The organism is Mycoplana azooxidifex (assembly GCF_014196765.1).
Lineage (GTDB): Bacteria > Pseudomonadota > Alphaproteobacteria > Rhizobiales > Rhizobiaceae > Mycoplana > Mycoplana azooxidifex.
The window spans coordinates 80938-103093 of sequence record NZ_JACIEE010000013.1 but is presented as its reverse complement, the minus strand read 5'-3'; the positions used below and the strand labels follow the sequence as shown (position 1 = coordinate 103093).

Genomic DNA, 22156 nt, shown 5'->3' with positions numbered 1-22156 from the left:
GCGCACCTCCGGACTCCGTTCCGCCCGATTCACGATCTGTTCAATCGCCAGATGCGATGTCGAACTTTGCCCCCTGCTAGCTACTCGATCTCGATCTTTGCCACACGGCGGAATGGGCTCGCTAGGGCCGACCCGTCAAGCTGCTGGACGTCGTCGCCGTCCCAGGGGGAGGGCACGGAGGCGCGGCTGAGATTGGCTGAGGGCATCGGCATCCAGCACTTCAGCTCCTGCTCGGCATATTCAACAATGCGACCGGGGGAGGAACCGGAGGCGCGCCGAACTGATCGCCATTCGACCAGAATGCGTCTAAAAATTGATCAGAGGCTTGCTTGGTTCCCGCACCGAAGTCCTGCCTGCACAGCTTTCCATTCAGCTCTCTTCCGCTGTACATTTTCGCAATCTGTAGAGCTTGCGACGCGTGCGTGTATCTGCGGCCACTGCTACCGATACGTAGCCGTGGATCGCGTCTTCTCAGCGTGGCCGAAATCTGGGGTTTGTGACCGCAGATGAAGGCATTTGAAGGGGAAAGACACCTCAATGCACGGAGGGCGCATCATCATCTTCCAAAAACGACCGGATCCCGTCTCGAGCAACCGTGGCCAGGAACTCGTTGAATGCGTCTCGATCGGTCGCGAAGCCATCCTCCCACCCGAAGACGTCTTCGTTCTGAGTGATCACCTCAAGGCTCCAATCTTTGTTGGTGCCAGCAGGCCGGAAGATGTCGACGAGCACTGTGATGTCGTCCTCGGTGAACTCGCCGGATAGTTCAGAGTGTTCGTTCTTAGGCTTTTTGGGCATCTAAGTTTCCCTGTGGCTCGACTGTCACATCAGCCGTTGCTGGCGTCAGCTCTATGGCCACTGCCGCAGTGGTGCAAGTCCCCGCTACGGAACAGCGGCGGAAGCAATAGTTGTTGCGTCAAGCGCTTTTACTGGCGGGTTGGACTGGTATCCGCCCGTGGCTAAGGTGTTCAAAGTTGCGACAGCGCTACGGACACCCACCATCGTCGATTTCCTGCGGCAACGATCGGTAACCTTAGCCCGGACGAGGATTGTTAGTTTTACCCCAATACACGCAGGGTCGATGATGCGATCCGCCCGAGTGCCTAAGCATTGGAGAATTGCACAGAGCCAAACGTCGGACTCTGCCGCCATCCACAAAATCGTCGTTAGGAAAGAACTTGGGAGCGCTTCCATCAAATAAGGTTCTAAAATGTAATTAGCTGAGATGCGGGCTCCCCAGCCAAGCCGCCGGGGAGCGTCGTTGTTGTCCGGCCCCGGCCCCCGCGTACCAGACAGCCTTCCTGAATCCCGGTTATGCCGGGTGATCGACGCATCCATTCTCTGGGCACTGGAGGGCATAACCTCTGCCGCGAACCGTTCGGATCAGATCCGGGCCACGCGCCTGGAGCGCGCGACGAACATGGCCAATATGAATATCGACGGTACGAGGTTCAACGTCCGCATTGACCGGCCAACAGGACTTTATGAGCTCTTCGCGATCGCAGACCATTGCCGGTTCCTGCAGCAGCCGGCGCAGGATACGGAATTGCAGCGCACTCAGATGCACCGAGTTTCCGCCCCTGCGCACGCTCATCATTGCGAGGTTCATTTCAAGATCGGCAAACCTCAGGAGGCTTTCCGGATTGTCGCCGGGTTCGATAGCGCGTTGCGTCTGAGCGAGACGACGCAGGAAACCCATCAAGGACGCAGGATCGAAAGGGCGTTGAAGGAAGAGGTCGCATTCGCCGGGGCGGACTGCCGCTCCGTCCCTTGACAGGAGTATCACGGAAGCCGACGGAAATTCCAATCGCGCGCACGAAAGGAGGGCCGGCCCTTGTCCCTCTTCGCCCGGCCAGGCGATCACGAGCGCGGAAATATCCAGCTCGGCCAGCGACCCGATCTCCGATGGCTTGCTGACAAGCACCGCGTCAAAGCCTTCGCCTGCCAGCAGATGTCTCAGCAACAAGAAGAGCTGGGCGTCTGCGACGCAAACAAGAACCTTGCTCATCAGCCGTGTCCGGTCTCACAAGGGCGCAAATTCGCCTCCGTTCACGTCAACGATCGCACCGTTGATGAAGCCGGCATCCCGTGAGGCAAGAAAGCCGGTGACAGCTGCTATATCGCCGACGTCACCCAGACGACCGACGGGGATCCGACCGAGAGCGGCACGGTTCGTCTCGCTGTCGGCTGGTCCGGTCATTTCGGTCAATATGCGGCCGGGCGCGATCATGTTGACGGTCACGCCGCTGCCGGCGCAGCTTGCGAGCAGCGAACGGCAAAGTCCGGCAAGCCCTGCCTTCGAAACCACATAGGCGGTTCCGGCGACCCGCGGGACGGTCCGACCAGCAATGGAGCCGATCAACACGATACGGCCAAAGCCCCGCTCCAGCATGGCCGGAAGCACCGCCTGACAGCACAGCATCGTGCCGGTCAGGTTGACGGCAAGGACACGGTTCCATTCTGCCAGGTCCAGCGTCAGGAACGGTGACGCACCGTTCCCACCCTTGGGCGAGATGCCTGCATTGCAGACCAGCGTGTCCACCGGTTGCCAGTGCGCCTCCACCTCACGAAAGAAGCTGGAGATCTCCTTCGGCAAGGCAAGATCGACGCACCTTGCCAGAATCCGGTGGGCACCAAAGCGGCGAACGAGCCGGTTCCTGGCGGATTCGACATGGTCCGGGTTCTGCCCGAAGAAAGCCACGTTGAAACCTGTCTCGAGGAAGGTGGCGACCGTGGCCAGTCCGATGCCGGAGCTGCCACCTGTCACCACCGCGACCCGTTCTGGCCGTTGGTTCATCACGCCGCCTGGTCCATCGCCGCAAAGATCGAAAGCGCCGGATGCGCATCCGGATCCGTCATAACCTCGATCAGAAAGGGCTCGTTCGCCTCAATGGCGGCCGCTATCGTCGACGAGAGCTGAGCAGGATCGTCGATACGAGCCGAACGGCATCCGCAAGCGGCGGCCAGCGCGGCATGATCGACGGGCGCGAAGTGGCATGCCGAGGTGAAGCGGCCAAATTTCACTGTCTCGGCATCGCGCTGGAAACCGAGAATGCCATTGTTCAGAACGATGATAACCACGGGAACTCCGAGACGGACCATGGTTTCAAGTTCCGCCCAGCTATGGGCAAAGCCGCCGTCACCGACGACCGCGACCACCGGTCTGTCCGGCTCGGCGAGTTTGGCGCCGATGGCGAGCGGCACGCCCCAGCCGAGTCCGGCCAGCCCGCGGGGCGTCACAAACCGGCTTCCCGCGCGCGGTGCTCGCAACTGCCCGACGACCCACATGGACGAGTAGCTCGCATCGGCAACGACAGTCAGATCGCGATGAAGCCAGGGCTGTAACTCACTCATCACCCGCTCGGGCCGGATCGGACCGCGATCGCAGTGCGCCACAGGCTGGCGCGCCTCCTCGAACTGTGCCCAGCAGTCGGCGATCTGCCGTTCAAGATCGGCACGAACCGTATGGCGGGAGGCGAGATCCTCGTTTTCGAGCGCATCGCACAAAGCCTCGACGGTTTCCCTTGCATCGCCCGCAAGCCGGGTTGCTTCGTAGTTTCGCCCGATCTCTGTCGGATCGATGTCGATATGAAGTAGCCTGGCCGATGGTGGGATCTGGCTCCAGTTGTCGGTACCGTTCTGGTTGGTGCGTGTCCCGACCAGGATTACGAGGTCAGCGTTCTCGAGAAAGGGCCGGGTATAGGTGCCGAGAGATCGGGGACCGGTCAGGGAGCCGAGTACACCGAGCGACAAGGGATGGAATTCGCTTACGGCACCCTTTCCCATGTTTGTCGTGCAGACCGGCAGGCTCGCCAGTTCCTGCAGCCGGGAAAGCTCGAACGAAGCGCTCGCGCCGTGCACACCGCCGCCGGCGAGCACGACCGGTCTCTTCGCCTCGGCGATCCACCGTGCCGCGCGCTTGATCACCTCGTCACTCGGCCGGCACCGATCGAGCGGGTAGCGTCCAAGGCTCGTGCGTCTCAGCCCCTGTTGCGGCTTGATACGGGCCCGCAACAGATCCGCCGGGAGCAGCAAGGCAACAGGCCCCGGGCGGCCCGAGGTAGCAGCCGTGAAGGCCGCCTCGATGTAGTGCTCGATCTGATCTTCGACGTGGACCCGCCGGACCCATTTGGTGCAAGCCTGAAACAACCCAATGTGGTCGAGCTCCTGGAATGCGTTCTTGTCGGCCTGGTCACGATCGACCTCCTGCACCAGCGCCACGACGGGAATGCTGGCCTTTAAGGCTTCGGCAAGTGGCGGAACCAGAAGTGTCGCTGCGGGGCCGTTCTGCGCGGCCACGACACCGACCCTGCCGGACAGGCGCGCATAGCCATCGGCCATCGCCCCACCCATATTTTCCTGGCGATAGGCGATCTGGCGGATGCCGCGCTCCTCGGCGGCGAGCACCAGTGCCGAGGGCAGGCTTTGCGCGAAGAGAAACTCGACCTCGTGCCGCAAGAGCGCTTCGGCCACACGGTCGGCGACGGTTTGCTCGATGGAAATGCTATTCATGACTGGCTCTCCTGGCTGCGTTCCTGGTCGGTGGTGATGAACATTTCAAAGGCTTCGGCGATGGCATCGATCTCGCAGGCCGTCATCGCCGTCGAAAGGCAGGCCGCCGCCCCGAAAGGCAACAGAACACCCCTGCCGAGAAAGAAACGGCCAAGGCGGCGCATGATTTTGGCCTCTGCGCCAGACATGACGGCATCGGCATAGGTTGTCGGTAACGTCCGCTTGGCGTGAATACGGAACAAGGACGCGCTCCCGGCGATCGTGAAGGCCGCATCATGGCGCGCGGCGATCGCCGTCAACCGAGTTCTCAACCCATTCCCCAAGTCCTCCAACTGGACGAAGGCATCGGGGGTCATCGCTTCCATCGCCACGAGGCCCGCCACCATGGAGACAGGATTGGCGGCGAATGTACCGCCCTGGGGTACCGCCGGCGACTTTCCGTCCGAGCGAAAGACCTGCATGACCTCGGCGCGACCGCCGATCGCCCCGATCGGGAAACCGCCGCCGATGATCTTTCCGGCGGTGATGAGATCGGGCCGAAGCCCAAACCTCGCCGAGGCGCCTTGATAGCCCTGGCGCAGATTGAGAACTTCATCTGCGATGATCAGCGTGCCGTTGCGGCGCGCGAAGCTGGAGAGACGCTCGAGAAATTCGGGGAGGGGAGCGAGAAGCCCGGCCCGGCTCGGCACAGGATCGATGAGAATGGCTGCCAGGCGCCCGGCATGTGCCGCAAGCGCGTCCTCCAGTGCGTCAATCCGATTGAAGTCCAATACGACGACGTCATCCGAGATGCTCTCGGGCGCGCCACGGTAGGCTTGAAGCCGCGGCGCGAAGCCGGAAGGAAGGCCGTTCTGCCCGTTTTCGGCCCAGTCATAGGCCCCGTGATAGGCACCGGAGAAGCGGACAATGGCCGGTCGGCCGGTGAAGGCTCGGGCTGCCTTGAGCGCGAACATGACAGCTTCGGTCCCGGTGTTGACAAAGCGAACCTGTTCCATGGCCGGGATCCTAGAAACGAGAAGTTCGGCCAGAGCGATCTCGTGTTCGGTTGGATTGGCAAAGCAGGTACCGCTGCGCAGCAGACGGCTGACAGCGTCGGCGACAGGTTCATAGCCGTGCCCGTGAATCAAGGTCGTAAAATTGTTGTTCAGATCAAGGAAACGGTTGCCGTCCACGTCCGTCACGTAGGCGCCCTTTCCAGCAGCCATGTAGATCGGGTGGGGATCGAGATCGATGGTGGATCGGGTGAGGCCGCCTGGTAGAACCCGGCAACCGCGGCGGTAGAGACGACTGGACACGGGGCATCCCCCGGCCGGACCGGCTGGCGCATGGCTGTGCATTGGACTGCTTTCTGTTGCGGTAACTTCGTGACTTTATAGAAGCTTCACATTTTGTTGCAACAAAAGAAGCCGACGTCAAGTCCACGCATCAAAAAGTTTACGAACGGATCCGCCCATCAAGAAGTCCGGAGCGCAACTGGCGATAACCTTCGCGGATATCGTTCTCGAATGCCGCCCGCAAAGCCCCCCGGTCACCATCCATCATGGCTTCTATCGCCATCTGATGATTGCGCACACCCTGCCGCTCCTCGGCAAAGTGCGGGTAAAGCCCATAGAAGGACGGACCAACGCGCAGCCATTGCGCCTCGATCATGGCGACCAGGTGCGGCATTCCGCTGAGGCGATAGACGAGAAAATGGAACTCCTTGTTGTGCCACAGCGCCGCCGCATAGGATTTTGCCAAAAGCGCAGAATTGATTTTTGTCTGTATTTCCATCAGATTTTCAACATCTTCCGGTTGGCGTCTTTCCATCGCCAACTCTGCCGCCAGCCCCTCGAGCGCCAGGCGGATATACGTGATCTCCCTCAGGTCAGCCTCCGTCAGAACGGGTACAATGACCGTCTTCGGCCCAGCGTAGACTAGCGAGTTGTCCGCGACCAGCCGGTTGATCGCATCCCGCGCCGGCGTGGAACTGACACCCAATGCCTCGGCAACCGATCTCACCGTCAACTTGTCGCCGGGACGGTAGACCCCCCGCGTCAATCGGTCTCGCAACTCTTCATAGGTGGTATCGCCGAGATTCGGCGCCTGCATCTGCTTCCCCAATGTCGATTGTGTCGCACTCATTTTCGCCTCAAGCGTGTTGACAGACTTCTTTTTTGGTGCAACAAAAATGCAAATGTAAAGTCTTTGCAAAGTTTGGCGCACTAAAACCTATAACGTTTCAAGGTTTGCAAGTCACCGCCTTACGCTTCGGAGCGAGCTCTACGAGCCCTTCTCCGGGCCGGCTTCGCACAACTCGAAAGCATCCAAACAAAACAAAAGGGGAATGAATTGATCGGACAAAGCCTTTCACTTCGCGGAATCCGCAAGGCGTACGACGCCACATACGCCGTTCATGAGACAGATCTCGATATCGGGGCAGGGGAGTTTGTCTCAATCGTCGGTCCGTCCGGATCGGGAAAGACGACGCTTCTAACGATGATCGCTGGTTTCGAACGGCCGACGACCGGCTCGGTCGTCGTTGGAAATGTAGACATCACGCGGCTCGCTCCGAACCGACGCGACATCGGGATGGTCTTCCAGAAATACGCCCTGTTTCCTCACATGACGGTTCGCAAGAACCTCGAGTTCCCGCTGCGAATGCGGAAGCGACCCCGCAGAGAGGACCTCGGCAAACGCGTGGACGCCATGCTGGACATGGTGCAGTTGAGCGCGTTTGCACATCGCTATCCGCACCAGCTCTCCGGTGGACAGCAGCAACGAGTCGCTGTCGGCCGTGCGCTGGTATTCAATCCGCCGGTGCTGCTGATGGACGAGCCTCTGGGCGCACTCGACAAGAAGCTCCGCGAGGCGATGCAACTGGAAGTCAAACGACTTCAACAGCAACTCGGCGCGACCGTCGTCTACGTCACGCACGACCAGGAAGAGGCTCTCACGTTGTCGGATCGGGTGGCGGTCATGCACAAGGGGCAGCTCGAACAGATAGGCAGTCCACTCGAGCTGTACACCGAACCGCAAAGCGCCTTCGTTGCTGATTTCGTCGGTACGATCAATTTCATTCCGGGCGTGGTCGTCGGATATGAATGCGGCGCCGCGACGATCCGCATCGCCTCCGGCGCGATCATCGAGACTGCCACGACGGGGACGCAGCCACTGCCTGTCGGGACAATGGTGTCGATCGCGGTGCGACCGCAGCACATCGGCGTTTGCCCGCCCGGAGCTTCGGGCGTGACCGGCACGCTGGAGAACCTGGTGTTCTCCGGCGCGAGCCGAACCGCCCACGTCCGTCTGACGGATATGGAAGGGCTGACACTTCGCATACAGGTGCCGAATGAACTTGCCGGCCTGCCAGAACTGGGCGGGATGCTGGCGGTCGCTTTGCCATCCGACAAGCTGAAGCTTTTCCACGCCGAAAACGGGAGGCGCCTGTGAGCATGCCCCGCTCTCCGATACGCGCCTTGCGCGCCCTGGCCGACACCGGTCATGCCAGTCGTTACAGTTCGCTGACATCTGCGATACTCGTCCTGCCACTCCTCGCCATTTTGGCTATTGGCTTCATCTATCCGGTTACCGAACTGGTCGGGCTCAGCCTTTCAAACGGTGGTGCGAGTTACCTGCGGCTTGGGCGGGATCCGCTCTACCTCGGCGTCCTGGCAACCACGATGGCAACTGCAGCGTCCGTCGCCGTCAGTTGCGTGCTGCTCGCCTATCCCGTCGCCTACGCCATGACACGCCTGCGCGGAGGAGCAGCATTGCTGGCTGCCGCGTGCGTCTTCATCCCGCTTTGGACCTCGGTCCTCATTCGCTCCTATGCCTGGATCGTCCTGCTGCAGCGAAACGGCATCGTCAACGAACTGCTTCGCACCACGGGCTTGATCGACCACCCTCTGAAACTGCTCTACACGCAGGGAGCGGTCATTCTCGGCATGGCCCATATTTTGCTGCCCTTCGCAATTCTCCCGATTTACGCCACGCTGAGAACCTTGCCCGCAGATCTCGTCCGTGCTGCGGCCAACCTGGGCGCAGGACCCCTGCGCGGGTTCCTGCTCGTCACCTTGCCGCTCAGTCTACCGGGCGTCTTTGCCGGTTCGGTTCTGTGCTTTGTTCTCGCACTCGGCTTCTACATCACACCGGCCCTGCTTGGTGGACCTGGTTCGATGCTGATGGCGACACTGATCGGACAGCAAACCGTTGTCCTTCTCGACTGGCCGCTCGCCGCAGCGCTGTCAACAATTCTCCTCACCGTAACCCTGTTGACGGTCTTCGTGTTCCGCAAAGCAATTTCACTGAGCAAAGGGTTCCAAAGTGTTCATTGATCGAAACATCGCCCAGCGGGCCCTTGCGGCGGACGGCAGTTCGATGGGCACACGCTCCACTGACATCAAGCTGCAGGTGATCCTCTCCTGCATTCAGACCCTCGGCATCATCGCGCTGCTCTTTTTCCTGATCCTGCCGACCCTCATCATCATCCCGATGTCGATCAGCACCACCGCCTATCTGCAGTTTCCTCCCCAAGGTCTGACATTGGACTGGTACCGGGCGTTCTTCAACGATCCGGACTGGATGTCCGCCACCTGGTTCAGCCTGAAGATCGCTTTCGCCACTTGCTTCGCCGCCACGACCGTGGGGACGATGACGGCCCTGGCACTGGTTCGGGGAGACATACCGTTCAAAGGTTTTTTGCACGCGCTGTCGCTTGCGCCGATGATCGTGCCGCACATCGTGCTCGGCGTGGCACTCTATCTGGTGTTCGCCCCACTGGATCTAACAGGTAGTCTGACAGGCTTTCTGATCGGGCACACGGTCCTTGCAGTCCCCTTCGTCGTGATTACGGTAACGGCCGCCTTGCAACGCGTTGACCCCGCCTTGGAACTGGCCAGCCTCAACTGCGGTGCCAACCGCCTGCAGACCTTTCTGCACGTGACGCTCCCCAATATCGCGCCAGGCATTTTCTCCGGCGCCGTCTTCGCCTTTCTTGCCTCGTTCGATGAGGCGACGGTTGCCTTCTTCATCTCGGACGTGGACGGCAAGACGATCAGCCGCAAGATGTTCGAGGATATCGACTTCAACTTGACCCCCGTCATAGCTGCGGCATCAACGGTAACCGTCGTCGCATCGCTTGCCCTCATCGGCATCGCCCAACTTCTTTCTACAGACAAAGAAACCAGAACCCAGAGGAGTGAATGCCCATGAATTCGACACGACGCCCATTCTCACGCCGGCTTTCGTGGCTTGCCGTTCTCGTCTTCGCGACGTCCGTTATCCAGGCGCAGGCTCAGGAACAGGTCATCATCGCATCCACAGGCGGTGCTTATGACCGTGCCTTGAAGAAGGCCTGGTTCGATCCCTTCACGGCAGAGACCGGTATTGCGGTGATGGTCGTTTCCGCCACGAATGCAGAAATGCGGGCCAAGGCAGCCGCCATGGTCAAGGCGGGCAATATCAACTGGGACCTCTATCTCGACGGAGAGATTCAGGCAGCGTCCGAGGCGCACCGGGAGGTTACCGAAGACCTCACGGAGTTCTGCGCAGCCTATACTGCCAGACCCGATCTTGCCCGCAATGCGTGTGCAGCCGGAGGCGCCTTGCTCCAGTCCACGGCAACCCTGCTCGTCTATCGCAAGAGCGAGACAACAAGGGTACCGGAGACCTGGGCCGACATGTGGGACTTGGCCGGCCTTTCCGGGCGGACGGGCATTCCCGAACTTCGATGATCCCTGGCGCGTTCTTGCCGCGGCGCTCCTGGCGGACGGCGTCGAAAAGGGTGGCCTCTTTCCTCTCGATGTCGACCGAGCATTTCACAAACTGGATGAAATCAGAGACGACGTGACCCTTTGGTGGAAGACCGGCGACCAGAGCGTGCAGGGCTTCCGCAACAACGAATACGACCTCGGCCAAATCTGGTTGACCAGGGCAAAAGCAATGAAAACCGAGGGGCTGCCGATCGACTGGTCATACAAGGCATCCTTCCTGGTTGGCGACCGCATAGCCCTGATCAAGGGCGCCCCCAACAAGAGCAACGCCCTCAAGCTCATAGCGTTCTGGCTCGATCATCCGACCGTACAGGCCGAGGCTTGCGACATACTCTCCTGCACGCCGCCAAGCAGCGAGGCCATCGCGCTGATGTCCGCCGAGGCGCGCAAGTCGATGCCGACAACCAGGGACCTCAAGGACAGTGTGATCATTCCCGACGCTGAGTGGATCAATGCCAACGCCAAGATGCTGCTGCAGCGCTGGAACAATTGGGTGCGGTAGGGGGAGGGCCAAAGGTTACCGAAGTCAGCCGGCCAGTGCCGGCTGACGAAGGTCACAGGAAAAGATTGGGGCAAGTTCAATGACCGACCTCGTTGTCATTCATTCCGAGGATCCAGATTTTTATCTTCTTATGAGCCACATCCTGGCCAGTGCCGGTTTTCCGACGGCGTTGGCGGAGAGTGCGGACGCACTGTCCAAATCCAAAGCTGCCGACGCCCTGGCGACGATTGTGGATTGTAGCGCAGATCCAAGCACCGTTCTCCTCTTTTGCCGCGCCCACAAATCGAACTCCGCAACGGCCCATCTCCCGCTCTTGGCGCTCATTCCGGCACGACAGGAGTGCCACCTTCTCCAATTGCTCAAGGCCGGCATCGACGAAGTCTTCGTCCGACCCGTCTCCCCCGAGCACATCATCGCCTACCTGAACGGCCTTTGCGACAAACGGCACGGTCATGTCCGCGTAAGATCGCAGCCAATCCTGCGTTTTGGCGATCTGGAAATCGATGAGCCCCTGCCCATGATCAAATCCGACATTGGCTCGGCCCAACTCAGTCCCATCGAGTTCCGACTGCTCAAGCGACTTATCGAGGAACCGGGCCGCGTACGGGACCGAAATGATCTGATAGAAGCCGCCTGGCCGCCCAATTTTCATGTCGAACACCGGACCGTCGATGTGCATATCGCTAAGCTCAGACGGCGGCTGGAACAGACGACGGGTAAAAAGATGATTCGGACGATCCGTTCGAACGGATTCGTCGTCGATGGCGCCTAAGGCGGCTTTGAAGAATCTTGATGTTTCTTTAGCAGGAGCTTCGTTGTCACGGCGCGCGCGGCATGGCCTTCTTCCCGCACTGGTAGCAAGTGGAGAGTGTCATGCCCAACGCTCCTGAAGATCCCCGGGATCGGTCCGCCGCTCGTCAGTTCCGTAATACCGCAGCGATGATCACGGCCGCCAGCCCCAACTTCGCGGCAGCCCATTACCAGGGCATCATGGCGATCTATGCAGCACCACGCGATGGCCGCATCGTTCAGCTGGCGCAAGGCGGGCCCCGTATCACCGACTTTGTCCGCTGCTCCTATCTTGGCCTCGACAATCACCCTGCCATCGTTGCCGGTGCTGCGGAGGGGGTCCTCAAAGCCGGCGCCTTGCACTGGTCGTGCGCCCGGACCCGTCTCAATTTCGAGACCCTGGGAGAACTCGAGACCGACCTTTCCAGTCTGTTTCGCGCGAAGGTCCTGACCTTCACCACCGTGCTTGCGGCCAACATGAGCGCTCTTCCGTTGCTGGCATCGGGTCATCTGACGGGAGGGCGGAAGCCGCTGGTCGTGTTCGACCGCTTGGCACACGCGACGCTGGCATATCACAAGGCGACAATTGCCGCAGAAACGAGGGTCGAGACCCTTCCTCACAACGACATGGCGGCATTGGAAGCACTGTGCCGCAGCCACCCAGCCGTCATCTATGTCTGCGACGGAGTGTATTCGATGGGTGGAGCTGCACCGCTTGCCGATCTGCTTTCGTTGCAGGACCGCTACGGGCTCTTCCTCTACATCGACGATGCACATGGCGTTTCCCTCATCGGCACTGAAGGCTCGGGATTCGCACGATCCGTATTTTCGGAATTGGGTGAGCGAACCATCGTCGCCGCTTCGCTAGGCAAGGGGTTTGGCGCGTCCGGTGGCATCCTCATGCTGGGAACAGCGTCTCAAGAGCTGTTGTTCAGGCGATTTTCAGTCGCGTATGCATTCTCCGCTTCGTTGAACACCGCCGCAATCGGCGCCGCACATGCATCGGCAGAAATTCATCGAACGGAGGAGCTCGCCGCAAGGCAGCTGGCACTGCGCCATAACCTGGCCCTCCTTGACGGGCTACTGCCATCACCGGACAGCCATTCCCATCTCCCCATTCGCACCGTTCGCTTCGGTGACGAACTTCTTGCGGTCGCTGCCGCCCGGCAGCTGCTTCAGCTCGGCTTCTACACTTCCGCCGTCTTCTTTCCCACGGTCGCACGTGGTGAGGCTGGCCTTCGGATCTGCCTCACTGCGTCCCACAGCGAAACCGAGATCCGTGGTCTTTGCGCGGCAATCGACAGCATCAGAGAAGAAGTTCGCCAGCACTTGTAAGCCGCCGCGAGATCCTGCCAGAAAGGGAGGCGTGAAATTTGCAAAGATGGCTTCTCAAGATCATTGACCTTGCGTCCACGGCTCAGGACGCCGGCATGCTGAAACGTGAACTGGGCCGTATCGTCGAGCGTGCCGGCTTTGACAAATTCATCTACCTGGATATCCGGCCATCGGGCACGAGGCTGGTTTCCAATGCCTCATTCGAATGGCAGGAGCGATACCTGAGGGGAAACTGGGCATTGCACGATCCCGTCATCATGCTGGCAAGGAAAAGTGTGCGGGCGTTTCGCTGGGAGCTGAAGCAATGGCGCATGCTGGCAAGGTCCCAGGCCGGTGATCTGTTGTCGGCGTCACAGGCGTCGGGCATGCGTGGCGGCCTGTCGATACCTATCAAGACAGGCTTCGGCCACTTGGCCGTACTGACGATGACGACCGTCCAGCCGGAACGATTTGCCGATCTGCCGGTCGACGAAGTGGTTGCGGCGACAGCCGTCGCACAACTCCATTGCCGCCTACAGAATTGCATTGGAACGGCGACCGGGACGATCGTGGCGGCCTTGACGCCGAAACAGGCGCTGTGCCTGCGATGGGCTGCAGAAGGCAAATCGATGAAGGACATAGCGGCGATGGAGGAAATCAAATCATCAACCGTCGTGTTCCATTTGAACAACGCGCGCAAAACCCTTGAAGCGGTGTCTCTGCCTCAAGCCACAGCCATCGCGACAAAGCTCCAGCTGATATGATTTGGGGCCGGGTCGGAGTTTGCGGCACAGAGTGTGCTTCGTCTGGCGGTCGAGACGATCATTTCCGGCAAGATGAGCCACTCGAGCGTCTATGCAGCACCGGGCCACTCCTGCTCCTTGGAACGCCGCCTGTGCCAGCCCGCCCCCACTCACATCGACCATAATGTTGACAACGGCGCCGCTTGAAGTCGCTCTCCAAAGGAGGTGATGCGGTCATGATCGTGCAAGACCAAACCACGCACGAACCGCTCACCTACAGCGTCCTGTAGCTGACGTAACCCGCGAAAATCATCTGCCTTTACGGTCGCGGAAGCCTTGACTTCGATACCAATGATCCGGCCACGTCGATCTTCGATCACGACATCGACTTCATCGCGATCCTTTGTTCTATAGTGTGAGAACGCCATGCGCCTTTCGGACCAGGACGCTAGCTTCATAAGCTCCGAGACGACAAAACTTTCCAGCAGCGCGCCGAACCGGGTTTTGTCTTCAGACAGCCGGACCAACTCATCCTCACGCAATGCGGCGAGCAGTCCGGTGTCGATGAAATGGAGCTTCGGCGTTTTAACGAGCCGACTGAGCCGGTTGTTCGACCATGGAACCAGGGTTTTCACGAGAAACAGACGCTCAAGGATAGCGATGTACTTCTGGGCCGTTACCCCGGACAGTCCTAGCGCCGAACCGAAGCCGCTATTGTTGATCAACTGCCCCGCATGCTCGGCGAGTATATTCAGGAGGCGTGGCAGACGATCGAGCTGATCTATGTTGGCGATGTCGCGGACGTCGCGATCCAGTATCAAGGTGACATAGTCCTCGAGCCATGAGACGCGTCTGGCCACGGAAGCTCGTCTCAGGGCTTCAGGATAGCCGCCGGCTAGAACGACGTTCATCATGTCTTTGCCCAAGACAACCTCACCCTCGACCGCCGGCTCTTCTCCCGCGAACAGGCGATCAAGCATGCGGCCCGGGCTTGACCGGATTTCAGCCTGTGCAAAGGGAAGGAGCGGGATAACGGCCATGCGCCCGGCCAAGGAGTCGGCAATCGTCGGTATGGTTGCCAGGTTAGCGGAACCTGTCAGCAGAAAACGGCCGGCCTCCTCATCATATCTACGCTCGCCTTGATCGCGAGCATCAGGTCGGCGCCCGTTGCACATCGTCGATAACCGCACGCTTGATCCCTCTGATAAAACCAGTCGGATCCGCTTTCGCAGCATTCAGGTACCGGCATCATCCAGTGTGATATAGGGGCGGTCCTTATCCGAAAACATGCGCGCAAGGGTCGTCTTCCCTGCCTGTCGCGGCCCGGTTATCAAGACCACACGGGTATCTGCCAGCGCAGCCTCGACCAGAGGAAACGCCTTGCGTTCAACAAGGGTTAAGGTGCTCGATCATTCGACCATTCTTAATTCATGGTCCGACTAATTTAAAGCATATAGCCGTCTATTTTTAATTCATGCAATGTCCAACTTTCAACACGATATCGCACGGGCGCTTGCGGTGAGCCTCGTCGAACTGGTTGTTCCTGACCAAGACGCCTGAGTTGATCGCACCGGGCGCGATGTCGCAAGCGGATACAAGCAAATCCAAAGTCGCCCTTCACAACCGTATTCAAGTGGGTTATATGTTCTCCACACGGAGAATGATTATGGCTGTCACATCACGCGCTTACACGCCTGCGGAAGCAGCTGCCGTCAGCGAAATCGCCGTGAAGTCGGTGCATAACGCAATCGACAAACGGATCATTGCCCGACGTCTCACTGAAGATGAAGGGCGAGCGCTTTCCGACGATGACTTGCTGCGTCTCAAGCTATGGTATGGGGTCGGTTCGATCCTGTCGGCTGAGCGCCGTCAGCGGCTCTTCGACACGATAGACCAAAATCCCGATGCTGACACCGTTCGAGCAGACGATTATCTGATCGTGGATGTGGCCCGCGCACGCGAACAGCTTGCCGCACGTGCGGAGGCACTTCGGGAAGCAGAACGGGTTATCGGGAGCGTAAAGGGTGTTCTTGGCGGCGAACCGGTCTTCAGTAAGACCCGGGTTCCAGTCAGGACGATTGCCGCCATGAAGGCTCAGGGGGCGACCACCGAGGAGATCGTCGATGGTTATCCGTCGCTCACCACGCGTATGGTCGAACTCGCGGAGATCTGGACCGCCGCTCACCCGGCACGGGGCAGGCCGCGCAAACTTTCCGACCTTGGCGCGACCGTGAAATCTGCAAAGCGTCTCTCGCTGCCGAGGGCCGCCAACAAATCGTCCGACAGCTGACATCGTGAAGTTCCTGATTGATGAATGCCTGCACACGCTCTCGTGGCCGTTGCTCAGGATAACGGCCACGACGGCTTCCATGTAAACTGGTTAGACTTGAGCGGCGAAAAGGATTGGGATCTGATGCCGCGCATCGTTGCTAAACCTTCGTGACCAAAAACGCGCGCGATTTCAGAAAACTCTACGGCAGCGAAGAGATCCATGCCGGATTAATCATCATCGTACCTCAGGTCGTTCCGGCATTGCAGCGAGACCTGTTCGCACTCATCCTGGAGGAGATTGCCGGCGGCGAGGAACTCCTCAACGAGGTCATCGAGATCAGCATCGAGGGCGATGAGGCGGTTCTCAGCCGCTATTCTCTCCCGGCAACCTGAGAACAGTCACTACGCTCATTCCACGAGCAGAGCACCGATCCGCTCTCTATTTCTGCCCCCCAATCCTCGTAAGATCGATGCGAATACCAGCGTTGTCGGGTTTGATCGGATCGTCCTCCGGCTTCAAGGAGGGGGCGTCTTCCCCTTCTTCGTCAGCATCATCGACCTCCACTGCCGATTGCTGGACGACAGCGCCACCCGGATTCTCAGCCTGAAACACACTCTCGCCCTCGAATTTTCCGGTCTGCCAGGCGTGTACCGCATCGTCGAACAGCTGCGGGAACACCTCTTCGCTCGTCGGATTTCCATACCATTTCGCAACAATGCGGAGGATCTTTGCAAACATTGCCGTCCCCATCCGCAGGTTGGCGCAGGGGTCTACGAGATCGCCCTTAAGCTCCGACGCGTCCTTCAGGCCAATGCCCGCCGGGATCTGGGTGAGACCGACCCGCACGACAGAGCCACCAATGTTCTCACGGACAATTTCGAGCGCTTCCTCAGGCGTTTTCGGTTTGGGAACGAGGATCAGACGGCCGCCGGACTTAACCGTGACGACGAGCGGATCGTCCGAGCCGGCCGCCTGTACGAATTGTTCGACGATTGCCGGCTTCAACGATGGGTCGGCACATTCCTTGATCAGCGCAGCATCCAGCATGCGAGCTCCATGTTTCAAATGTTGAATGAGATGACGAGCGGCAGATCAAACAGGCGGGCCCAGGCCTCGCTGCTCGCCTGCTGAATGTCGATGATAGACGTCCCCGCAGTCCACCAGCCGTTTCCGACTGCGACGATGGCGTCGGGGCGGTGGAATGCCGATTGCAACACCGGCCAGACGAGGAGCAGCTCGTAGCAGACCAGCGGCGCGACTTTCGCATTGCCGACGTCGACGACGGGGCTCGCGAAGAAATGTGCCCGCGCGCCGCCTTCATCATCATTGCCATCACCAATCCAGCCTCGCCATGGCTGCCACATCGATCCGGGGACCGGCATCCGCTCCCGGTAGAGAACCTCGTTCTCCTCAGCTGATATCGTCACGAGCACGTTGTCATAGCCCTGCTGATCGATGATTGCCGCTCCAGCCATGACGGTGATGTCCGTCCCGATGAGCCCTTTCTGCCAGAGCCGGCCAACCGTCGGCGTCCAGAAGCCAAGAGCGCTCTCCGGCAGCACGATCGTCGTGCCCGGCGGGTGACCGCGAGCTATATCGATCAGTTCCCTTTGACGATGGAGGCCCGCTTCACGTCCGAGGGATGCACCCATTTCAAGGTCGACACCGATCCACGACGCAGGTAGAACCGGCGGTGTCCACTCGGCGGCGGACCAGAGCCATAAGCCTGTCATGGCCATGGCTGCAGCCGGCCGATATTGCGTCGTCATGACGCCCAGGCCGGCTGCCATCGCTGCCAGACCCCACCATCCCCAACCTGCGAACAAGACGCCGGCTGCGGTGATCGGATGTGCCCATCCCAGAATGCCAAACGGTGGAACCGCCATGGCACCGCAAGCAGCCACGTATCGAAGCGGCCTCTGCCATCCCTGGTGAACCGTCCAGAGCACGGAATGTACGATGACAAACGCAGAGGAAGCGACCAGCCAAAGCAGAAGACCGGGCCAGATATCCTGTTCATAGAAGTTCGCAACCCCCAGCGGCAAGCCACGCGATGCAGCGAGGAAGTATGCCCCGGAGATGGCAGCCGCCTGCAGGCGCGTCCGCGCCAAAGACCAGAGCAGCGGGAAGGCCGCCACTATCGGAAGCAGGAGCGCATCACCACTCCAGCCGATCCAGCCGGTGCTGGTAGAAAGTGCGACAAGCACGACCGTCCGAAGAAGTTCACGGCGCATAGGTCCATACCTCCTGCGCCAATCCGAGGATGCCGTCCATTGGAAGAGGCCCGAAATACCGGCTATCGAACGACCCCGGAAATTCGGAATGTAGAAAGACCGTACCAGGCGGAACGACACCACCGTCATGAGGCGCCATCTCGCGCCCTTGGCCATCCATCCGAGCGACACGCGAATGAGGCATCGGCCGACCATCGACACGCACATCGTCACTGATTTCGATCACCTGTCCGGATGTCGCCACAACGGTCTTGATCAGTGGCGCGACGCGGCCGGCGCAGAGCCCGAAGCGCAGATATCCTCGCGCGCGCGCCTGGCGCATTTCGTTAGTGGCCGGGGGGCAGATAAAGACCAGATCGCCGACCAGGATCGGGCGATCGGGTTCGACGATCCGCCACAGACCCAGCGGTTCGCTCGGCGTCAGATTGACCCTGAAGCCTGCACCTCCGAGCAGCACAATAAAGCCAAGCGTGAACAGGCTGACGCTGGTGATCCGGTAGAGCCAGACAAGCCGGCTGAGGCGCCGGAGTATTCTCTCTCGATGGCGCATTTTCATATCAGGGTAAGCCCCTGGGATCTCGTCTGGCGAAGTGTCTCAGCCTGCTTGAGTGCCGTCACACTTCGCTCATGGGCAGACAGCTGCTGCACCGTCCGCATCGTGTTCCAAGCCTGTTGCACTTCGCTCTTCTGCGCGGCGTTCATCCCCGCGGTAACCCGTTGGAACGCCTCGCCATTCGCCTCCTTGGCAGCGAGCGGCAGGAATGTCCGTTCGCCAAACCGTTCGGAGACGGCCTTGGCGAAACCTTCGAGTTCCGCCTTCACCATTTTGTCGGCAAGCGCATATTCAAGACCTGACGGCAGGTCTTTACGGTCGATGGCGTCACGCACCCGTTCAAGCACACTTTTCGCATTGGACGAGAGAGCTGGGATCACCAGCGCGACCTGTCTACGCACCGCCAGTTCCTCGGCGTGATTTCGTCGTTCTGCCGCGCCGCGCTGGCGAAGATAGTCGCTGATGCTGTCGGCAAGCGGCGTGACATTCTTGAGCGCCTGCTCGCGGTCCGATCTGTCGGTGCGGCTTGCGAGCAGACCGGTCTTCCCTTTGAGGGTGCCGAAGGTTTCAGGCTCGCTGGTGATCTTTGCAAGCGTCGTTGCCGCGGCCGACTGGTCGCGCAACATCGCGTCGACATCAACGGCTTTGAAGGCACTTTCCGGCTGAGCATAAACATGGTGGAAGCGCATCGACACTTCCTCCCACTGCTTCTTCAACGCCGGGTCGCCCGCAATCTTGTCTTCGACTGCCTGGCCGACGGATTTCGGGAAAGTGGTAATGCCTGATACCATGGGCTTGGCCTCCTTTGCTGGTCTGAGAACTGTGCTCGATGTTGAGGTTGCGAAGCCGAGTCTGGCTCCGATGGCCGCAAGCCGGCCAGCGAGATCGAGGAGCCTCGAGCTCTGCCGAACTGTCCATTCGAGACGATCGCGGGCAACGGTTCTGGCCACGTTGACAAGGTGAAGGCCGCGGGTTTCGGCGAAACGGAGTGCCTGCCGGTAGATGTTGCCGCCGGCATAGTCGAGCGTCGTTTCCTTCGAATTCTTTCGCGACAGCATCTCGACCAGACCGCCAGCCTTGGCGAAGGATCGGCGGCCGTAATAGACGCCGAGATCTTCGCGGTGGCGGGTCATCGCCACATAGGTGAGGTGCCGGTCCAGCGACAGCGATGCAAGCATCTTGACCCGATCGACGGTTGCGCCCTGGCTCTTGTGCACGGTCGTGGCATAGCCATAGTCGACATTGTTGTAGAGGCGCTGCTCGACCGAGACCTGGCGCAGATGCTCACCTTCGCCGATCGTGACCACGATACGACCGGGCGCCGCCTCCACCACCTTGCCCAGCATGCCGTTCTTGACGCCGATCGAGCCCTCGTTCTTTAGGAAGACAATCTGGTCACCGGCTGCAAAGCCTCTGACACCATCGGTCGTCTTGAACGCAAAACCGGGGTCGATGATGCCCCGCTCGATAAGCTTGGCGCGTGCCAGCTCATTTAGCATGCGGACATCACGACGCAGATGCGCCAGGATCAATGTGGACTTGTTTGGATCGTAGTCGCGGTTCCAATCGGAGATGAGGTTGGTGGCGGCATCTGCCTTGAGCTCGGCGCCGTTCAACTTGCCGTTGGCCTCGTAGGCTTCGACGGCCTTTCCGACATTGCCCCGCGCGAGATCGAGCGATGCGTCGCGCATCCATTGCTCGTTCTGGCGATAGATGGTTTCCAGTTCCGCATAACCGATGCGTTCGGCAATAGCCCGAAAGGCAGCACCCGCCTCGATTGGCTGCAACTGCTCCGGATCGCCGACGAGAACGAGCTTGGCGCCAGACCTGGTGACGGTTTCCACGAACAGCGCCATCTGCCGGGACGAGACCATGCCAGCTTCGTCGAGAACGAAGATCGTCTTGTCGTCGAGCTGGCCACGACCCTGGTTCCAGCACAGCTCCCAGGACGACAGGGTGCGGGAGGGAATCTCCGCTTCCTTCTCCAGGCCTTCGGCTGCCTTGCCGGCTAGCGCCGCACCGACGACTCGGTAGCCGGCCGCCTCCCAGGCTTCGCGCGCAGCCTTCATCATGGTTGTCTTGCCAGCGCCGGCGCGACCGATAACGGTGGCGATCCGGGCGGCGCCTGTGACATGCTCGATCGCCGTTTTCTGCTCGCCCGGCAGACGGTCGTGCCGGGCGAACGTCGCCTCGAGCACGGCATTGCGAACGCCGTGCGAGGATCGCTGCGAAAGCCAGATCGCTCGGTTGGCCATTTCCGCTTCCAGCCGGATCAGTTCACGCGTCGTGTACTTGGCCGGCGCGCGCACGCCAGTTGTAAAGTCGACCCTCTCCCGGTCGAGCCGCAATGTGTCCGGGCTCTGCAGGAGGCGCGCCATCAGACTCTGAAACTGACCTACATCGTCGATATAGCGGTGCAGGATTTTGGCGACGTCACGTTCGTCGAATACGCTCATTTCTCGCGTGATCAGGTCGAGCACGATCTCCGGATTACGCTGTATTTTGCGGGCATTTTCCGCCCGGCGCTCTTCCTGCAGCTCCAGGCGCTCCAAAGCAGCAGCCTCTCCCTTCTCGTCCGCTTTACGCTCGATCGCCTTGGCGCCGACACCGAGATGGATGGTCGGCGTCAGCTCGATGCCCTGCTTTTCGAACGACCGGCCATCGACACGGATATCGAGCCCGGCGAGCGCGAGATGCCGGTTCTGGCAGGCGAACCAGCCATCGCGAAGCGCGTTGAAGTCCGCGAGCCCTCCAGCCCAAAGCTCATAGACGATCTTCCCCGCGTCGTTGCGAAGTGGCTGGCCATCCGGGCCGGTAACAGCGACCTTCTTCGATCCGAAACCATCTTCGGTCAGCGGTCGTAACGTGGTCATCAGATGGATATGCGGATTGCCCGGCGCATCATGAAAGACCCAGTCGGCCACCATGCCCTGGGCCGTGATATGTCTGGCCACAAAATCCCGCACAAGCTCCACGTTCTGCTCGGCCGATAGCTCGATCGGAAGCGCTATCGTCACGTCCTTGGCGAACTGTGCATCGGAGCGTTTCTCGAAATACTCGACCTTGTTCCAGAAGGCTTCCGACGCACCCAACACGGACCGGTCGGCAATCATCGATTGCAGCCATTCCGGGGCATCGACCGGTACGACAAACTCCTCATGCAGCAATCCTTGCTTGCGCGTGTAGTCGATCGTCCGGGCTTCCCGCTCGTAGTCCATTTTGGCGCAGTGCCGATACGCCGCCGACAGCACGGCGCTGCGGCCCGAACCGCGGGCGACGATGCTGACTGAGAAGTGCGGGACGGCCATCGCCAGAAAAGCTCCTTCGATCGAACAAAATCAATGCGTTCGGAAGGAGCGGAATGCCCCGCCGAGGGCAAAAGCAGAGCGTCGCATCAGCGACGTATAATTGCGCCCTTCGGATCCGCTCCTTGCGAACGGTCGGGATGATGCTCAAAAGCGTAGGCTCCGCCTACTCGCATTTC

General features: G+C 60.1%; 18 protein-coding genes and 3 pseudogenes. 9 read left to right on the top strand and 12 right to left on the bottom strand.

All coding sequences use genetic code 11. The features are described from left to right. Window positions 1–80: 80 nt before the first annotated feature. From GGQ64_RS24675 to GGQ64_RS24645, 7 genes and pseudogenes are all read right to left on the bottom strand, one after another. A pseudogene (locus GGQ64_RS24675) lies at window positions 81–304 on the bottom strand (hypothetical protein); the annotation flags it as partial. Between the two features lie 230 nt (window positions 305–534). Beyond that, window positions 535–798 carry a hypothetical protein gene (locus tag GGQ64_RS24670; protein ID WP_183807980.1) on the bottom strand — a complete coding sequence of 88 codons (264 nt, stop codon included), beginning with the start codon at window positions 796–798 and terminating at the stop codon, window positions 535–537. Between the two features lie 514 nt (window positions 799–1312). Beyond that, window positions 1313–2008 carry a winged helix-turn-helix domain-containing protein gene (locus tag GGQ64_RS24665; protein ID WP_183807979.1) on the bottom strand — a complete coding sequence of 232 codons (696 nt, stop codon included), beginning with the start codon at window positions 2006–2008 and terminating at the stop codon, window positions 1313–1315. Window positions 2009–2023: 15 nt separating this feature from the next. Next, window positions 2024–2797, bottom strand: coding sequence for a 3-oxoacyl-ACP reductase FabG (fabG, locus tag GGQ64_RS24660; protein ID WP_183807978.1), 774 nt, complete (start codon window positions 2795–2797; stop codon window positions 2024–2026). Then, on the bottom strand, window positions 2797–4512 hold the full coding sequence (locus GGQ64_RS24655; protein ID WP_183807977.1) for an acetolactate synthase catalytic subunit: 1716 nt from the start codon (window positions 4510–4512) through the stop codon (window positions 2797–2799). The genes fabG and GGQ64_RS24655 overlap by 1 nt, the downstream gene beginning before the upstream one ends. After that, the gene (locus tag GGQ64_RS24650) at window positions 4509–5849 is read right to left on the bottom strand and encodes an aspartate aminotransferase family protein (RefSeq protein WP_183807976.1); all 1341 of its coding nucleotides are present in this window, start codon (window positions 5847–5849) and stop codon (window positions 4509–4511) included. The genes GGQ64_RS24655 and GGQ64_RS24650 overlap by 4 nt, the downstream gene beginning before the upstream one ends. Window positions 5850–5946: 97 nt before the next feature. After that, window positions 5947–6636, bottom strand: coding sequence for a GntR family transcriptional regulator (locus GGQ64_RS24645; RefSeq protein WP_183807975.1), 690 nt, complete (start codon window positions 6634–6636; stop codon window positions 5947–5949). Between the two features lie 207 nt (window positions 6637–6843). On the opposite strand from GGQ64_RS24645, the gene GGQ64_RS24640 reads away from it, so the two are divergent. The 7 genes and pseudogenes from GGQ64_RS24640 (at window position 6844) to GGQ64_RS24610 (ending at window position 13634) form a co-directional block, all read left to right on the top strand. Next, entirely contained in the window at window positions 6844–7944 is a 1101-nt protein-coding gene (locus tag GGQ64_RS24640) for an ABC transporter ATP-binding protein (RefSeq protein WP_183807974.1), read from the top strand. 2 nt (window positions 7945–7946) lie between these two features. Continuing rightward, window positions 7947–8828, top strand: coding sequence for an ABC transporter permease (locus tag GGQ64_RS24635; protein WP_183808033.1), 882 nt, complete (start codon window positions 7947–7949; stop codon window positions 8826–8828). A gap of 43 nt (window positions 8829–8871) precedes the next feature. Then, window positions 8872–9705 (top strand): ABC transporter permease, encoded by an 834-nt coding sequence (locus GGQ64_RS24630; protein WP_183808032.1) that lies wholly within the window; start codon window positions 8872–8874, stop codon window positions 9703–9705. Next, a pseudogene (locus GGQ64_RS24625) lies at window positions 9696–10767 on the top strand (extracellular solute-binding protein). The gene GGQ64_RS24630 and the pseudogene GGQ64_RS24625 overlap by 10 nt, the downstream one beginning before the upstream one ends. A 79-nt stretch (window positions 10768–10846) precedes the next feature. Then, window positions 10847–11539: a winged helix-turn-helix transcriptional regulator gene (locus tag GGQ64_RS24620; RefSeq protein WP_183807973.1), complete on the top strand. Its 693-nt coding sequence runs from the start codon at window positions 10847–10849 to the stop codon at window positions 11537–11539. Between the two features lie 101 nt (window positions 11540–11640). Next, the gene (locus GGQ64_RS24615; protein ID WP_183807972.1) at window positions 11641–12891 is read left to right on the top strand and encodes an aminotransferase class I/II-fold pyridoxal phosphate-dependent enzyme; all 1251 of its coding nucleotides are present in this window, start codon (window positions 11641–11643) and stop codon (window positions 12889–12891) included. Window positions 12892–12986: 95 nt separating this feature from the next. Continuing rightward, on the top strand, window positions 12987–13634 hold the full coding sequence (locus tag GGQ64_RS24610; RefSeq protein WP_183807971.1) for an autoinducer binding domain-containing protein: 648 nt from the start codon (window positions 12987–12989) through the stop codon (window positions 13632–13634). Window positions 13635–13783: 149 nt separating this feature from the next. Here GGQ64_RS24610 and GGQ64_RS24605 read toward each other — a convergent pair. Continuing rightward, window positions 13784–15007 (bottom strand): annotated as a pseudogene (locus GGQ64_RS24605) (ATP-binding protein); the annotation flags it as partial. Window positions 15008–15279: 272 nt separating this feature from the next. On the opposite strand from GGQ64_RS24605, the gene GGQ64_RS24600 reads away from it, so the two are divergent. Together GGQ64_RS24600 and GGQ64_RS24595 are read left to right on the top strand one after the other, a co-directional pair. After that, entirely contained in the window at window positions 15280–15903 is a 624-nt protein-coding gene (locus tag GGQ64_RS24600; protein WP_183808031.1) for a DUF433 domain-containing protein, read from the top strand. Window positions 15904–16052: 149 nt separating this feature from the next. Next, entirely contained in the window at window positions 16053–16277 is a 225-nt protein-coding gene (locus GGQ64_RS24595) for a hypothetical protein (RefSeq protein WP_246422912.1), read from the top strand. Between the two features lie 46 nt (window positions 16278–16323). On the opposite strand, the gene GGQ64_RS24590 is transcribed toward GGQ64_RS24595, so the two are convergent. Genes GGQ64_RS24590 through traA form a run of 4 tightly spaced genes read right to left on the bottom strand, consistent with a single transcriptional unit; the run spans window position 16324 to window position 21980 of the window. Further along, window positions 16324–16932 carry a TraH family protein gene (locus tag GGQ64_RS24590; RefSeq protein ID WP_183807970.1) on the bottom strand — a complete coding sequence of 203 codons (609 nt, stop codon included), beginning with the start codon at window positions 16930–16932 and terminating at the stop codon, window positions 16324–16326. A 14-nt stretch (window positions 16933–16946) separates the two neighbouring features. Further along, window positions 16947–18119, bottom strand: coding sequence for a conjugal transfer protein TraB (locus GGQ64_RS24585; RefSeq protein ID WP_183807969.1), 1173 nt, complete (start codon window positions 18117–18119; stop codon window positions 16947–16949). Next, window positions 18109–18669, bottom strand: coding sequence for a conjugative transfer signal peptidase TraF (gene traF, locus GGQ64_RS24580; RefSeq protein WP_183808030.1), 561 nt, complete (start codon window positions 18667–18669; stop codon window positions 18109–18111). The genes GGQ64_RS24585 and traF overlap by 11 nt, the downstream gene beginning before the upstream one ends. Before the next feature lie 2 nt (window positions 18670–18671). Further along, window positions 18672–21980, bottom strand: coding sequence for a Ti-type conjugative transfer relaxase TraA (traA, locus tag GGQ64_RS24575; RefSeq protein ID WP_183807968.1), 3309 nt, complete (start codon window positions 21978–21980; stop codon window positions 18672–18674). Between the last annotated feature and the right edge of the window lie 176 nt (window positions 21981–22156).

What these genes read in the sequence shown, in the direction of transcription:
- GGQ64_RS24635 (WP_183808033.1), top strand. Translation starts at nt 7,947, where the DNA reads ATGCCCCGCTCTCCGATACGCGCCTTGCGCGCCCTGGCCGACACCGGT.
- GGQ64_RS24600 (WP_183808031.1), top strand. Translation starts at nt 15,280, where the DNA reads ATGGCTGTCACATCACGCGCTTACACGCCTGCGGAAGCAGCTGCCGTC.
- GGQ64_RS24620 (WP_183807973.1), top strand. Translation starts at nt 10,847, where the DNA reads ATGACCGACCTCGTTGTCATTCATTCCGAGGATCCAGATTTTTATCTT.
- GGQ64_RS24645 (WP_183807975.1), bottom strand. Translation starts at nt 6,636, where the DNA reads ATGAGTGCGACACAATCGACATTGGGGAAGCAGATGCAGGCGCCGAAT.
- traF (WP_183808030.1), bottom strand. Translation starts at nt 18,669, where the DNA reads ATGCGCCATCGAGAGAGAATACTCCGGCGCCTCAGCCGGCTTGTCTGG.
- fabG (WP_183807978.1), bottom strand. Translation starts at nt 2,797, where the DNA reads ATGAACCAACGGCCAGAACGGGTCGCGGTGGTGACAGGTGGCAGCTCC.
- GGQ64_RS24590 (WP_183807970.1), bottom strand. Translation starts at nt 16,932, where the DNA reads ATGCTGGATGCTGCGCTGATCAAGGAATGTGCCGACCCATCGTTGAAG.
- GGQ64_RS24655 (WP_183807977.1), bottom strand. Translation starts at nt 4,512, where the DNA reads ATGAATAGCATTTCCATCGAGCAAACCGTCGCCGACCGTGTGGCCGAA.
- traA (WP_183807968.1), bottom strand. Translation starts at nt 21,980, where the DNA reads ATGGCCGTCCCGCACTTCTCAGTCAGCATCGTCGCCCGCGGTTCGGGC.
- GGQ64_RS24610 (WP_183807971.1), top strand. Translation starts at nt 12,987, where the DNA reads ATGCTGAAACGTGAACTGGGCCGTATCGTCGAGCGTGCCGGCTTTGAC.
- GGQ64_RS24670 (WP_183807980.1), bottom strand. Translation starts at nt 798, where the DNA reads ATGCCCAAAAAGCCTAAGAACGAACACTCTGAACTATCCGGCGAGTTC.
- GGQ64_RS24650 (WP_183807976.1), bottom strand. Translation starts at nt 5,849, where the DNA reads ATGCACAGCCATGCGCCAGCCGGTCCGGCCGGGGGATGCCCCGTGTCC.
- GGQ64_RS24585 (WP_183807969.1), bottom strand. Translation starts at nt 18,119, where the DNA reads ATGCGCCGTGAACTTCTTCGGACGGTCGTGCTTGTCGCACTTTCTACC.
- GGQ64_RS24665 (WP_183807979.1), bottom strand. Translation starts at nt 2,008, where the DNA reads ATGAGCAAGGTTCTTGTTTGCGTCGCAGACGCCCAGCTCTTCTTGTTG.
- GGQ64_RS24630 (WP_183808032.1), top strand. Translation starts at nt 8,872, where the DNA reads ATGGGCACACGCTCCACTGACATCAAGCTGCAGGTGATCCTCTCCTGC.
- GGQ64_RS24615 (WP_183807972.1), top strand. Translation starts at nt 11,641, where the DNA reads ATGCCCAACGCTCCTGAAGATCCCCGGGATCGGTCCGCCGCTCGTCAG.